This is a genomic window from Pseudomonas sp. SAR267, from assembly GCF_052077595.1.
Taxonomy (GTDB): Bacteria; Pseudomonadota; Gammaproteobacteria; order Pseudomonadales; family Pseudomonadaceae; genus Aquipseudomonas; species Aquipseudomonas vlassakiae.
In genome coordinates, this window is record NZ_JBQIHU010000001.1 from 614142 (window position 1) to 627364 (window position 13223).

Here is a 13223-nt window from a genome sequence, read left to right on the forward strand (position 1 = left end):
ATGTCGCATATCGTCCTGAACGAAACCGCCCATCAGCAAGAGCAAGGTTACGAGGATGCGGGTTCCCTGAGCCTGTTTGGCTTCTGGATCTACCTGCTGACCGACTGCATCCTGTTCGCCACGCTGTTCGCCACCTACGCCGTGCTGGGCCAGTCTGTGGCAGGCGGCCCGGGTGCGGCAGACATCTTCGAATTGCCCTACGTACTCGGTGAAACCAGCCTGCTGCTGTTCAGCAGCGTCACCTACGGCTATGCCATGCTCGCCAATCACCGCAAGGACAAACGCCGCGTGTTGCAGTGGCTGGGTGTGACCTTCACGCTTGGCCTGGGCTTCATCGCCATGGAGGTGAACGAGTTCCATCACCTGATCGCCGAGGGCTACGGGCCACAGCGCAGCGCGTTCCTCACTGGCTTCTTCACCCTGGTCGGCACCCACGGCCTGCACGTGCTGACAGGTCTGGTGTGGATGGCCGTGCTGATGATTCAGGTACAGCAGCGCGGCCTGTGCTGCGTCATGTCCACACGGCTGAGCTGCCTGAGCCTGTTCTGGCACTTCCTCGACATTGTGTGGGTATGCGTGTTTACCGTCGTTTACTTGTTCGGGGTGATCCGATGAGCAGCGAAAGCCAGGTTCATAGCAGCGCAGGGGCCAGCCAGTCCAGCCACAAGTCCTACAACGTCGGCTTTGTGCTGGCCGCATTGCTGACGCTCGTTCCCTTCGGGCTGGCCATGTATCCCAGCTTGTCGCGCAGCGCCACGTTCCTGCTGGTGCTGGCCTGCGCGGTGATGCAGATTCTGGTGCACATGGTGTTCTTTCTGCACCTGACCACCGCACGCGAGCAGCGCTGGAGCCTGGTGGCGCTTGTTTTCACCATAGTGATCATCGTGCTGCTGGTGGGGTTGTCGCTGTGGATCATGTACTACGTGCACTACAACATGCTCGGTTTGTGAAACCTGGCCGGCCTGTGGCCAGTTCGCCGAACGGTAAAGGTTGACACGGCACCAGGCCTTGAAGAAGCCGCGGCGGCCAGACTGTGGGTCTCTGACGTCATAAAAAATGGCCCGCACTGGGCGGACCGAAGACCTGACGTGGAGAGTCGAACGAACTCTACAGCTGTTTTGATGGACGCCTTCGTCGAGGGTTTTTTCCTGTTTGCAAAGCCCCGACGGACGGATGATTCGTGTCTGCCTAAGGCTCAAGCGGCAAATCAGGCTGCCCAGGTTTCATGGAGATGGCGCCACAGAACGCGGTCTACCTGGAGGCTGAACAGCGCCGTCGAGCGCCGTGCCGTCGGGTCCTGGCCGGGCAGCCGATGGGTCTCTTGATAGCGGACCATTGCACCCTCCGGCCATTGCGCCAAGGTTTCCAACCCAGAGAGCTCGATGATCAACCCCGGCTGGCTACCAGCACGCGTGGCGAACAGGTTGGCGACATCCTGCAGGCACACCTGCAAGCCAGTCGGCGTGATCATGGAGAAATCCGCCGTGAAGCGCTCGACCATGGCTTCGACCTGGCCCTCTCCTCTGGCGAAGAGCGCCTCGATCAACACGTGCAGGTCGATGACTTCTTGTAGATATGGATTCATGGCATTTCAGTCCTGGTTCGATAGCTGATTACAACCGATTGCCTACAAGCCCGACCCAGGTCGAACTCAAGCTGCGCAGTACCCCGGCCGTCGAGCATGATGACTCATATGTCATGAAACAGGTGGGCTGCTCCCTGAAATACCGACGTACAGGAATGAGCCTGCAGATTCTGGCCATCGTGCTGTCGCTAACCAACGGGGTGATGAACATCCTCCCTTCGGCACGGGAGCGCCGTCCTTCCCAAGTGTCAAGACCAAAAGGAAGTTATCGTCGTCGTTCCTGGAGAAGTTGCGAGGGTTTAGGGAGTGAAATAGGCTGCATCTTCATGAGTGGATGCTACTGACGCTGGGGAAACAATGATGGGATTACAAGGATGTGCAGCGTTTCACGGTCTGGCGTGCCGCCCTGTCGGGCCCTCTGACGCCGAAATGATCTGCTCGCATCGCGAGCAGATGTTCCTTGAAGCGGGTGGCATTGCTGAAGATCTGCGCGTCATGACTGAGCATTTTCGCCCATGGCTGGAGGAGCGGCTGCGAGACGGTCGGTATTACGGGTTCAAGCTCCTGGATGGCGAACACGTGGTCGCCGCGATTGGCCTGATGAGCATCGATTGGCCTCCCCATCCCTCGCACCCAACCCTGGACAAGCGTGGCTATGTGCTGAATGTGTACGTCCAGCCGGCCTACCGCCGCCGGGGCCTGGCTTCGTCATTGATGCAAGCGGCTGAGCATGAGTTCGCTCGCCGAGGCATCACGTTCGCTGTGCTGCACGCCACCGAGACGGGCAAGCCGGTGTACGAGCAAGCCGGCTGGGCTGGAACGGCGGAAATGGCCAAATCCATTGCTGTGCGGTGATCACTTTCGAGCCTTTGCGGACGCACGGCCTTGGGGGCGAAAGTCCATTCGGTCAGGCCGGGGTGTTGGACTTGTCGCGGCAGCAGGCGAGCAGGCAGGCGGAGGGTTTGCGGTCTCCTGGGTAGTGCGCCTGATATGACATTTGGCTGGGCAGTCACAGGCCGCCGCTATGCAATACCCGCCAATGAGCGGACTGGATGCACCGAAAGCAACAAATTCGTTTCGCCTGTCACGGGCGGCTGCTAACGACCTACAGCACCCGTTCGTGACTGTTCGCTTACGCCCGAAGCTGCCGTTGAGCTTGACCACCATCCATTGTGGGAGCGGGTTTACCCGCGAACACCGGCACAGCCGGTGCCACCCACCGCGGCGCCTGGTTCGCGGGTAAACCCGCTCCCACAGGGTGCAAGTAGCGCTCACGATATCGTTTCTTTTTCAATGGCAGCTTCGGGGTCGAATGCAGCCGGTCGTGAGCGTCTGCTTTCAACCCATAACGGACATTCCGGGCATAGCGCTTAGATCGAGCGCTGGTTCACACGAGCAGATAGCTGCTCGGCGTTTTCCTTGCGCTCCGAATAGCGATCCACCAGGAATTCCTGGCGGTCACGCAGCAGTACGGTGAACTTCACCAGCTCCTCCATGACATCCACCACGCGGTCGTAGTACGGGGAAGGATTCATCCGCCCAGCGTCGTCGAACTCTAGGTAGGCCTTGGGTACCGAGGACTGGTTCGGTATGGTGAACATCCGCATCCAGCGACCAAGCACGCGCAGCTGGTTGACCACGTTGAACGACTGCGAGCCGCCACATACCTGCATGACTGCCAGTGTCTTGCCTTGGGTGGGGCGAACCGCACCCAGCGCCAGGGGTATCCAATCGATCTGCGCCTTAAATACTGCGGACATCGCACCATGGCGCTCGGGCGAGCACCAGACCTGGCCTTCCGACCACTGCACCAGATCACGCAATTCTTGCACCTTCGGGTGTTCGACAGGTACATCGTCAGGCAGCGGCAGGCCTGATGGATTGAACACCCGCGTCTCGGCACCGAAGTACTCCAGCAAGCGTGCGGCTTCTTCTACCAGCAAGCGACTGAAGGAGCGTTCGCGGGTTGATCCGAACAGCAGTAGGATGCGTGGTTTGTGCTCGCTGGAACGGGTTGCCGCTGGCGGCCCATCGAACAGCGCGAAGTCGAGATTAGGCAATTGCTCGGACATGTTTCCTCCTGCTTAAAGCGTACTGATGCGATCCAGCTCATGCTTGAGCTGCTCACGGTCGAGGTGATCGAAAGGCAGCGCGAAGAAGGCCAGGCAGCGAGCTTCGATGCGGGCCAGCGTGGCGTGGAACGCAGCGTCGACCGACGCTTCGTCACCCACGATATCGGACGGATCCTCCAGCCCCCAGTGTGACTTCAGTGCAGGGCCGAAATATACCGGGCAGGCCTCGCCGGCAGCCTTGTCGCACACGGTGATGACGATATCCGGAGGGCAGCCTTCGAACGCGTCATTGCCTTTGCTGCTCAGCCCTCCAGTCGAGATGCCTGCATGCTGCAAGGTGGTCAGGCTGCGAGGCAACACTTGGCCCTTCGGAAAACTGCCGGAACTGACGGCTTCAAATCCGTGAGGCGCCAGGTGATTGAACATGGCTTCGGAAAGGATGCTGCGGCAGCTGTTGGCCGTGCACATGAACAGGACTCGCATGGAGGCTCCTCCGCTTCGTGGCGGATGTCAGAGGCTCAGGCGCAATGCCAGAGCCGAAAGGGTGATCAACAGAACCGGCAGCGTCAGCAGGATGCCGACCTTGAAGTAGTAACCCCAAGTGATGCGCATGCCTTTGCGCTCCAGCACGTGCAGCCAGAGCAGCGTGGCGAGGCTACCGATAGGGGTGATTTTTGGGCCGAGGTCGCAGCCGATGACGTTGGCGTAGATCATCGCCTCATGCACCAGCCCTTGCGCCTCGCTGGCCTGGATCGACAGGGCGCCAACCAGCACACTGGGCATGTTGTTCATGACCGAGGACAGCAATGCAGCAATCAACCCGGTGCCAATGGCGGCACTCCACAGCCCTTGCTGCGCGAAGCGATTCAGCAGGTGCGTAAGCATGTCGGTGAGGCCGGCATTTTTCAGCCCGTAGACCACCAGGTACATGCCAAGAGAGAAGATCACCACCTGCCAGGGCGCTTCGCGCAGTACCCTGCGGGTCGAGATGCGATGCCCGCGAGCGGCGACGGTAAAGAGGATCGCCGCACAGGCTGCGGCTACCGCACTGATCGGGATACCCAGTGGTTCCAGGGCGAACAGGCTGATCAACAGCACCACCAGCACCCAGCCACCGACGTTGAAGGTGGCTCGGTCATGAATCGCCTCGCTTGGCGACTTCAAGGCCGCGACCGTGTACTGCCTTGGGATGTCACGGCGGAAGAACAGGAACAGCACCAGCAGGGTTGCGGCCACGCTGGCGAAATTTACCGGCACCATCACCGAGGCATACTCGCTGAAACCCAGCCTGAAGTAGTCGGCCGAGACAATGTTCACCAGGTTGGAGACTACCAGCGGCAGGCTCGCCGTATCGGCGATGAAGCCGGCAGCCATGACGAAAGCCAGCGTCGCGGCAGGAGAAAAACGCAGCGCGAGAAGCATCGACATGACGATGGGCGTGAGTATCAGCGCCGCACCATCGTTAGCGAACAGCGCCGACACGGCAGCACCGAGCAGCACGCAGAAGGCGAACAGGCGGTAGCCGCTGCCGTTTGCCCAGCGCGCCACATGCAACGCGGCCCATTCGAAAAAACCGGCCTCGTCCAGCAACAGGCTGATGATGATGACGGCGATGAAGGTGGCGGTGGCGTTCCAGACAATCGCCCATACGGTCGGGAGGTCGTGCAGCGAAACGGCACCCGCCGCCAGAGCGATGAGGGCACCGAGCGCGGCACTCCAGCCAACGCCAAGCCCCTTCGGCTGCCAGATGACCAGGATAAGGGTGAAAACAAACACGGCAATTGCGACCAGCATGAAGACCTCGCTCGACGTTGGTCAGCAGCAGGCAGCGTCACGGACGGGGCGGCCGTCCATGTTTTGCAGCCGAAGCGAGTTGTCTGCCAACCACTGTGAGTTGGCCTGCAAGGTCACCTGCAGCATTTCATGTACCCAGGCGGGAAGCTCCGGGTTAAGGCGGTAGTACACCCACTGGCCCTGTCGACGATCCAACAGCATGCCATTGCTGCGCAGCTGCGCGAGGTGACGGCTTATCTTGGGTTGGCTGTCATTCAGAGCGCACATCAGTTCGCAGACACATAGTTCACCGAGGCTTGCGATCAGCAAGGTGGCGCGAGCACGGGTCTCGTCGGATAGGCTCTTGAACACATCGGGCGGGGTAATCATAGTTGCACCAATACATATGGAAACTCGAATATACGTATCTCCATATGTGGTATGCAAGCAAATCTCGGCTGAACGTCCGCTATGGGGCGCGAACAACAGATGTGTTTCGATTGAGGATAGAGGGGTATCTTATCCAGCAAAATCAACAGATCCCCACTCGCAAAACCCCATGGCATAGCGCATGGTTATGTTGGCTAAAGGGGCAGAGTGGCTTCGAAAAATGCTGGATGGGCGCACAGTTAGCGGGTGCCAATTTTTGTACCACTGGCTGTGTTCTGGAAGGGGGAAGGAGTGTTGCGGGGAGGGCTGGAAGGCCCGTAAACACGGGCTCTCCTTACCTTCGAAAACGCTTCAAAACGCTAAAAACATCTGGCGATAGTGTTCCACTGCATCGCGGGCGTGTTGATGCTTCTCTTCCAGCGAGCGGAATTGCCAATCGTGATCCTGCAGGCGAGTTTCCAGATCACCGTTGGCTTGCCGCAAGCGGGCTCGCCAAGGGCGAGGCCTTTGTGTTGCCAGAGAGATCGGTCACGGTTTCTGTGCCGGCTCTGCGCCATGGTACTGCTGCCACATCATGTGGTTCATCATCTGCTGCTGCATGTTCAGGTACTGATCCATCATGTATTGGTGCTGACGCGCCTGCTCGGGCGTGAGATGCGAGTAGTAGCCGCGCATGTGCTTCCAGCCGCCACCCTCCCCCATCATGCCCCGCCCCATGCCCATTCCTCCGGGCCCCATGCCAGCGGGTCCGCCCCCCTTCGCCCAGAGGTCGTGCATCGCGGTCATGGTGCTGCGCATGCTGTTCCAGTGCTCATCCAGCAGCTTCTGCCGCTCCTTCGGGTCCTGGGTGGACTGGATCTTCTGCATTTGTTCGTGCATCGCTCCCATCTGCTGCTGTATCTGCTCCAGTTGCTTGTCGAACGCAGCGGTGTCCGGCGCCTTAGGCGCAGCCTGCACCGCCGCCTTGTCGTCGACCTTGGGCTTGGTTTCGGCCGCCATCGCCGACACCAGTGGAGCGCTTGCCAACAGAGCCAACGCCATGGCTATTGTGGTTTTCTTCATGTTTGTTCTCCCACTGACTGAAAGATCAATGTGCAATCGCTGGACGCTCACAGAGATTCGCGCAGGGCAGCCAGTCCGGCTGGCTGCATGAGCGGCTACTCATAGGGGAGCCCTTCCTCGATGGGTAACGCAGGGTCTCGAGACCACTCGTTCCAGGAGCCCAGGTAGAGGCGAACGTCCCTGATTCCGGCTTCCTCCAAAGCCACTAAGGTATTGGAGGCACGTGCGCCCTTGAAGCAAAAGACCACCACAGGCGTATCGCGGCCGAATCCGACCGTCGCGCACTCAGCGAGAATCTCACTGGGTGACTTGAACATCGGCCCTTGAGCCGTCGGCTTCATCATCCGGTACCACTCCAGCCAGACGGATCCAGGGATACGCCCCTTGCGCGGGCAGAAATCCTTTCCATAAGGCGATGAGCTTTCGCCGATCCATTCGTCAACGTCACGTACGTCGAGCTTGACGACTTTGGGGTCGGCAACTACCCGCTTCATTTCGGCGAGGTCGACGAAGAGGCTGCGTTCTCCATCGGAAGAAGGAAACGTGGCGGGGGCCGGCGAGGACGCTTCACTGGTACTGGGAAGTCCTGCGTTGCGCCAGGCGTTGTAGCCGCCATGCAGAATCTTGATCTTGTCGCGTGGGTAGCCGAGATAGCGGAGCAGCACGTAGCCCCGGCAAGACTGCCCGAAGCCAGCGGTCATGGACTGCTCGTATACCAGCGCCGTCTCCTTGCCGGACAAGCCGGCCTTCGCGAATGCCTGGACGAATGTATCGCGCAGCGCGGTCAGGCCTTCCAGAGTGGTGGTCGCCAGGTAGGTAAATATCTCATGGATATTCACCGCGCCCGGCAGGTGGGCCTCGGCGTAACTCGCAGCATCTCGGGTGTCGATGAGTACGACGGGCCCATGTTTGACCAGTTCGGCCAATTCGGAGGGCGAAACAAGAACTCTGCTGTACATGAGGAACCTCACAGAGCAGGACGGCGTCTGCCTGAAAATGAAAGAGAGAATCCACTGTTCAACAGCCTTCCCTACACAACACGGCTGAGGAAAACCCAGTGTGAGATAACTGGAACAGTGCTGATTGATGTGAATCAACTCCTGCGGCGAAGCTTCACAGTTGGCAGGTTTCGACCAGCGCGACCAACGGCCAGATGCATCGACCTCGGTTTCGTAGACACCTCGAACGGCTGCAAAGGGTCGAATGCAGCCGGTCGAGAGCGTCTGCTTTCGACCCAATTTAGACGGTCAGCCGAACAGCAATCTTCGTGGGAAGACGGCAAGCTGATTGGGCTGCGCTATCGTGCTGCCCGGTGTATTTCGGCCCGGCGCTGAAAACGCACTGGGGACTGGAGGATCCGTCCGATGTCGTAGGCCAAGAAGCGTCGGTCGACGCTGCATTCCACGCCACGCTGGCCCGCATCGAAGCACGCTGCCAGGCCTTCTTTACACTGCCTTTCACTCACCTCGACCGTGAGCAGCTCAAGCGTGAGCTGGATCGCATCGGCACGCTTTGAGCAGCGTCTCATGGCCGGGCAACTGCCAGATCTCGACCTCGCGCTATTCGCCATGCCGCCAGCGGCAAACTACTCCAGCGAACACAACTCGTGAACGCGGGCCAGCACAGTCCTGGCCTTGTCCAGCGCCATACGCGCCCGCTGCTCACCACTGATGCCCTGTTCCAGCAACTGCCGGGTGGGGATCTCCAGGCTCAATGGCAGCGTCGCCGGCAAGCCACGCAACAGCCCGACCAGGTCGGCGTCGCCCTCCCCTGGGAAGCGCCGTTCATTGCGCGCCTGGCGCAGGATCTCGTCCATCTCGGCCGGCACCGGGCCGGCGACGTCGCACAACTGGGCATAACGCATGCGCTGCGCCGGTAGCGTCGCCAGGTCGTCCAGCGAGGAACGCGAGCGGTTGAAGTGGAAGGCATCGACCAGCACGCAGCCATTGGCCCGCTCGGCGTTGGCCACGACGCGCATGGCCTGGCGCAGGTCGCGAACGTCGGTCCAGGGCATGAACTCCAGGTGCGGGTAGATGCCGTAGCCGGCCGCCAGATCGCAGAGTTCGGCAAAGCGCATGGTGAGGCGCGCTTCATCCGGATCGTTGCCGGCCACCAGCAGCTCGGTGCCGCCCAGTTCGGCGCCGACCGCCAGGATCGGTTCGAAATCGGCCACGCACGTGTCCGCCTTGAGGCGGAGGATTTCCAGGTCGAGCACCTTGATGCCGGTGTCGCGCAGGCGCGCCTGGGTCTGCCGGCGCAGGGTGGGGTCAGCCACCAGCGGGAAGTGCTGTTCCTGCTCGGTGGCCGGCACCAGGCGCAGGCCGACATGGCTGTAACCGGCGCGGGCGGCAGCTTCCACCATGTCTGGCGGCGACAGTTCGAGCACCGTCAGGGCGGCGAGGGAAAAGATTCGGTCGGTCATGTCATTCACCAAAGGTCGGGAAATCAGGCGATCAGTTCGGGCGCGCAGGCCCGGCCCGTTTCGGCGGCCTGGCGGATCGCTTCGATCAGGGCCAGGGTACGGCCAGCGTCGGCTGCGTCGATCAAGGGCGCTTCGCTGCCCTGGACCACGCGGATGAAGTGTTGCAGTTGCAAGGTCAACGCCTCGCCTGCCGGGATGGCCTCCTCGCTCTGCAGCAACGGTGTGTGCCAGCCGGAACCGGCCTCAGCGTAGTGCCAGCGCTTGAGCTGCGGAATGCTCAGCGCCCCCTTGGTGCCCGCCAGCAGGTAGCAGGGCTGACCGTCCTGGCGCGGGTAGATCGGGCTCTCGCCGGAATCCAGCTCCCAGCTCCACGGCGCGGCGACCGCGTCGGAACCGGTCAGGCTACCCAGTGCGCCGTTGGCGAACTGCAACAGCACCGCCGCGCTGTCTTCGTTGGCGAAGCCGCGCACGTCGTTGCGGGTGAATGCCTGCACCTGCACCACCTCGCCGCACAGGTGGCGCAGCAGGTCGAGGTCGTGAATCAGGTTGGTGAGCAGAAAGCCCGCCCCCGGCTCGCGGCGCCAAGGCGTCTCGAAGTAGCTGTCGGGCTTCTGCAGCTGCCACAACGCGGTGACGTTGATCAGCCGCCCCAGTTTGCCATCGGCGATAACCTGGCGGGCCTTGGCGATCAGCGGGTTATGGCGCCGATGATGGCCCACCAGCACCGGCACGCCACGACGGCGCGAGGCCTCGACCAACGCACGCACTTCGTCCAGGTGCACGCCCACTGGTTTTTCCAGCAGCACCGGTACGCCAGCCTCGACACAATCCAGGGCGGTGGCCACGTGCAAGTTGTTGGGGTTGGCGACGATCACCGCATCGGGGCGGGCCTGGTCGAGCATCTGCCGGTGATCGGCGAAGCAGGCTACCCCGCATTCTGCGGCAAACGCCTCGGTCTGCGGGCCCGGGTCTGCCACGGCACACAGCCGGGCGGCTTGCGGCAGCCTGAGCAGATGCTGGTAATGCTGGCGGCCCATGATGCCGGCACCGATCAGGGCGATGCGTAGGGGTGCGTTCAACGTGCTGTCCTCTTGTCTTTATTGTGCTACCAATTGTGAAACAGAGTTCCAGAATCGACATCAGCACACTGTAGAACCAAGTTCAGCTTTTCAGAACGACCTGTCGCACAGACTGTGCGATTACCGACCAGAAACGCTTCTCAGGCGAATAATTCGCTCGCTCGACTGGCCGCTGACAGCTCTTCTGCTGCCGCCAGCAACAACGGCGCCAATTCTGCCAAGCGGGTTTGCGCCAGACGGGCGCTAGGGCCGGCAATGCTGAGCACGCCTATGACCTCGTCGTTTTGCGGGCGTCGCACTACGGCGGCAAGGGCCGATGTGCCGATGGCCGAGGTCTGCTCGACCCAGGCATAGCCGCGCTCGCGGGCGCGGTGCAGGTAGGCCAGCAGGTCATCGGTGGAGCGCGGCGCGTTGGGGCCGAACTGGGCAGGGTCGGCAATGCCTTGGCGCAACACCATCTGCAGCGCTTCTTCATCGCTCAGGCTGGCCAGCCAGGCATGCCCGGAGGCGGTGTAGAACAAGGGCGCGTCACGCCCCATGTCCGGGTCGTAGCGCAAACCGGAACGGGCCCCTTGAGACTTGGCGATCCAGGTCTGGCGATGGCCCTCGATCACCCCCAGGCGTACCAGCTCGCCGCTGTCCTGGGCCAGGCGATCGAGAATGGGCTGGATGATGTCCGCACCGCTGCTGGACAGGTAGCGAAAGCCCATCGCCACCAGCTTGGCGGACAATTGATAGCGGCTGTTGTCGCGGTTCTGGCGCACGTAGCCCAGGCGCACCAGTTCGGTAAGCATGCGGTGGGCCGCACTCTTGGGAATGTCCAGGCGCTCGGCCAGGGTTTGCAGCGGCAGGCCGTGCGGCTCGCCGGTAAGGCTTTCTACAAGACTGAAGGCGCGTTCGATCTGACTACCAGCCATGACACATATTCCTGAAAATTTGCCCGATTCTAGAAGATGATTCCATGTCCTCAACATTCAACGCAGCCTGCTTGCATTGAAGTGTCCGGTTATCGACCAGTTATTGGCACCCGGCCTTGCAGTGCTGAGGCCTGCAAAGGAACATTGTGGAACCGTGCTCCAATAATAATGCAGGAGATACCGCAATGCCCGCCGAACCCTTCCCAAGCGACTGCGACGTACTGGTCATAGGCTCCGGTGCGGCCGGCCTGGCAGCGGCAGTCACGGCCGCCTGGCACGGGCAGAAGGTCATCCTGGTGGAAAAAGACGCTGTGCTCGGCGGTGCCACCGCCTGGTCCGGTGGCTGGGCCTGGGTGCCGCGCAACCCGCTGGCCCGGCGCGCCGGGATCATCGAGGACATCGAGCAGCCGCGCACCTACCTGCGCCACGAACTGGGCAGCCACTACGATGCCGAGCGCGTCGACGCCTTCCTCGAAGCCTGCCCGCACATGGTCGCCTTCTTCGAACGGCACACAGCCCTGCAGTTCGCCGACGGCAATGGCATCCCCGACATGCACGGCGACACGCCCGGCGCCGCGCTCGGTGGCCACCAGGTGATTGCCGCGCCATACGATGCCCGCCAGCTGGGCGCACTGCTGCCGCGCCTGCGCAAGACCCTGCGCGAAACCTCGTTCATGGGCATGCCGATCATGGCCGGTGCCGACCTTGCCGCCTTCCTCAACATGACCCGCTCGCCGCGCGCCTTGCTGCATGTGGGCAAACGCTTCGCCTGCCACCTCTACCACCTGGCCCGCCATGGCCGGGCGATGCACCTGGTCAACGGGGTGGCGCTGGTGGCACGACTGGCCAAGTCGGCGGAAGACTTGGGCGTGCGGATGATCGAGTCGACCGCAGCCCAGGGCCTGCTGATGGAGCACGGCAAGGTGCAGGGGGCCTTGGTTGCCACCGCGCAAGGCGAGCGGGCGATCCGTGCCAAGGCCGTCGTGCTGGCGGCAGGCGGCTTCCCCAACGATACGGCCAGGCGCCGGCAGCTGTTCCCGCGCGATGCCAGCGGCCACGACAACCTCGCCCTGCCCCCGCAGTCCTGCTCCGGCGATGGCCTGCGCCTGGGTGAGTCGGCCGGTGGCGTGGTGGCCACCGACCTCAAGTCGCCAGTGGCCTGGGCGCCGGTGTCGAAAGTGCCGCACCGCGACGGCAGCGTCGGCCACTTCCCGCATATCATCGAACGCGGCAAACCGGGCATCATCGGTGTGCTCGCCAACGGCAAGCGCTTCGTCAACGAGGCGCACGGCTATTACGACTATGTATCGGCCATGGTTGCCGCCGTGCCGCAGGGCCAGGAAGTCTGCTCATGGCTGATCTGCGACCACCGCTTCCTGCGCCGCTACGGCCTCGGCCATGCGCGCCCGGCGCCCCTGCCAGTAGGGCCGCATCTACGCAGCGGCTACCTGAAACGCGGCACCACCCTGGCGCAACTGGCCCAGGTTTGCGGCATCGACCCCGCAGGGCTGGCCGCCACGGTCGCCGAATTCAACCAGCATGCGCGCCAAGGCCAGGACCCAGCCTTCGGCCGTGGCTCGACGCCGTTCAACCGCAAACAGGGCGACCCGTTGCACAAAGGGCCGAACCCCTGCGTAGCGCCTATCGAGCATGGGCCGTTCTACGCGGTGAAGGTACAACCTGGCTGCTTCGGCACCTTCGCCGGCCTGCGCACCGACGGCCACGCCCGCGTGCTGAACGACGCCGGCGAGCCAATCAGCGGCCTGTACGCGGCCGGTACCGACATGGCCAGCGTGTTCGGCGGCTGGTACCCGTCTGGCGGCATCAACCTCGGGCCGGCGCTGACCTTCGGCTATGTCGCCGCGCGGCATATCAGCGGCGTCACGGCATACGAATAACGGCAGCGGTTGGCAAACCATGGAC

The 13223-nt window shown here is 62.2% G+C and carries 14 protein-coding genes and 2 pseudogenes; 5 read left to right on the top strand and 11 right to left on the bottom strand.

All coding sequences use genetic code 11. From position 1 onward, the window contains the following. Together cyoC and cyoD are read left to right on the top strand one after the other, a co-directional pair. On the top strand, positions 1 to 615 hold the full coding sequence (gene cyoC / locus ACTORR_RS03250; RefSeq protein ID WP_054883827.1) for a cytochrome o ubiquinol oxidase subunit III: 615 nt from the start codon (positions 1 to 3) through the stop codon (positions 613 to 615). After that, positions 612 to 950 carry a cytochrome o ubiquinol oxidase subunit IV gene (cyoD, locus tag ACTORR_RS03255; protein ID WP_054883828.1) on the top strand — a complete coding sequence of 113 codons (339 nt, stop codon included), beginning with the start codon at positions 612 to 614 and terminating at the stop codon, positions 948 to 950. The genes cyoC and cyoD overlap by 4 nt, the downstream gene beginning before the upstream one ends. A gap of 257 nt (positions 951 to 1207) precedes the next feature. Here the strand turns inward: cyoD and ACTORR_RS03260 are convergent, their stop codons facing one another. Beyond that, positions 1208 to 1585, bottom strand: coding sequence for a DUF4440 domain-containing protein (locus ACTORR_RS03260; RefSeq protein WP_313364955.1), 378 nt, complete (start codon positions 1583 to 1585; stop codon positions 1208 to 1210). A gap of 429 nt (positions 1586 to 2014) precedes the next feature. Between ACTORR_RS03260 and ACTORR_RS03265 the strand changes: the two genes are divergently transcribed. After that, a complete protein-coding gene (locus ACTORR_RS03265; protein WP_313364956.1) occupies positions 2015 to 2440 on the top strand; it encodes a GNAT family N-acetyltransferase in 426 nt (141 codons plus the stop codon). Between the two features lie 515 nt (positions 2441 to 2955). Here ACTORR_RS03265 and arsH read toward each other — a convergent pair. The 7 genes and pseudogenes from arsH to ACTORR_RS03300 form a co-directional block, all read right to left on the bottom strand. Further along, positions 2956 to 3657, bottom strand: a complete 702-nt coding sequence (arsH, locus tag ACTORR_RS03270; protein WP_313365107.1) for an arsenical resistance protein ArsH — start codon at positions 3655 to 3657, stop codon at positions 2956 to 2958. Positions 3658 to 3669: 12 nt separating this feature from the next. Continuing rightward, positions 3670 to 4140, bottom strand: a complete 471-nt coding sequence (locus ACTORR_RS03275; protein WP_313365108.1) for an arsenate reductase ArsC — start codon at positions 4138 to 4140, stop codon at positions 3670 to 3672. A 27-nt stretch (positions 4141 to 4167) separates the two neighbouring features. Beyond that, positions 4168 to 5451, bottom strand: coding sequence for an arsenic transporter (locus ACTORR_RS03280; protein ID WP_313365109.1), 1284 nt, complete (start codon positions 5449 to 5451; stop codon positions 4168 to 4170). Between the two features lie 21 nt (positions 5452 to 5472). Then, positions 5473 to 5820: a metalloregulator ArsR/SmtB family transcription factor gene (locus ACTORR_RS03285; RefSeq protein ID WP_313365110.1), complete on the bottom strand. Its 348-nt coding sequence runs from the start codon at positions 5818 to 5820 to the stop codon at positions 5473 to 5475. Between the two features lie 369 nt (positions 5821 to 6189). After that, a pseudogene (locus ACTORR_RS03290) lies at positions 6190 to 6309 on the bottom strand (cointegrate resolution protein T); the annotation flags it as partial. 39 nt (positions 6310 to 6348) lie between these two features. After that, positions 6349 to 6882 carry a hypothetical protein gene (locus ACTORR_RS03295; RefSeq protein WP_313365111.1) on the bottom strand — a complete coding sequence of 178 codons (534 nt, stop codon included), beginning with the start codon at positions 6880 to 6882 and terminating at the stop codon, positions 6349 to 6351. Positions 6883 to 6977: 95 nt separating this feature from the next. Continuing rightward, positions 6978 to 7841 (bottom strand): sulfurtransferase, encoded by an 864-nt coding sequence (locus tag ACTORR_RS03300; protein WP_313365112.1) that lies wholly within the window; start codon positions 7839 to 7841, stop codon positions 6978 to 6980. A 326-nt stretch (positions 7842 to 8167) separates the two neighbouring features. Between ACTORR_RS03300 and ACTORR_RS03305 the strand changes: the two are divergent. Next, a pseudogene (locus ACTORR_RS03305) lies at positions 8168 to 8398 on the top strand (arsenate reductase ArsC); the annotation flags it as partial. 69 nt (positions 8399 to 8467) lie between these two features. Here the strand turns inward: ACTORR_RS03305 and ACTORR_RS03310 are convergent. The 3 genes from ACTORR_RS03310 to ACTORR_RS03320 form a co-directional block, all read right to left on the bottom strand. Continuing rightward, on the bottom strand, positions 8468 to 9304 hold the full coding sequence (locus ACTORR_RS03310; protein WP_313365113.1) for a sugar phosphate isomerase/epimerase family protein: 837 nt from the start codon (positions 9302 to 9304) through the stop codon (positions 8468 to 8470). A gap of 23 nt (positions 9305 to 9327) precedes the next feature. Continuing rightward, a complete protein-coding gene (locus ACTORR_RS03315; RefSeq protein WP_313365114.1) occupies positions 9328 to 10383 on the bottom strand; it encodes a Gfo/Idh/MocA family protein in 1056 nt (351 codons plus the stop codon). A gap of 140 nt (positions 10384 to 10523) precedes the next feature. Continuing rightward, positions 10524 to 11300 (bottom strand): IclR family transcriptional regulator, encoded by a 777-nt coding sequence (locus ACTORR_RS03320; protein WP_313365115.1) that lies wholly within the window; start codon positions 11298 to 11300, stop codon positions 10524 to 10526. A gap of 185 nt (positions 11301 to 11485) precedes the next feature. On the opposite strand from ACTORR_RS03320, the gene ACTORR_RS03325 reads away from it, so the two are divergent. Further along, positions 11486 to 13198 carry an FAD-dependent oxidoreductase gene (locus ACTORR_RS03325; RefSeq protein ID WP_313365116.1) on the top strand — a complete coding sequence of 571 codons (1713 nt, stop codon included), beginning with the start codon at positions 11486 to 11488 and terminating at the stop codon, positions 13196 to 13198. The last annotated feature ends 25 nt before the right edge of the window (positions 13199 to 13223 follow it).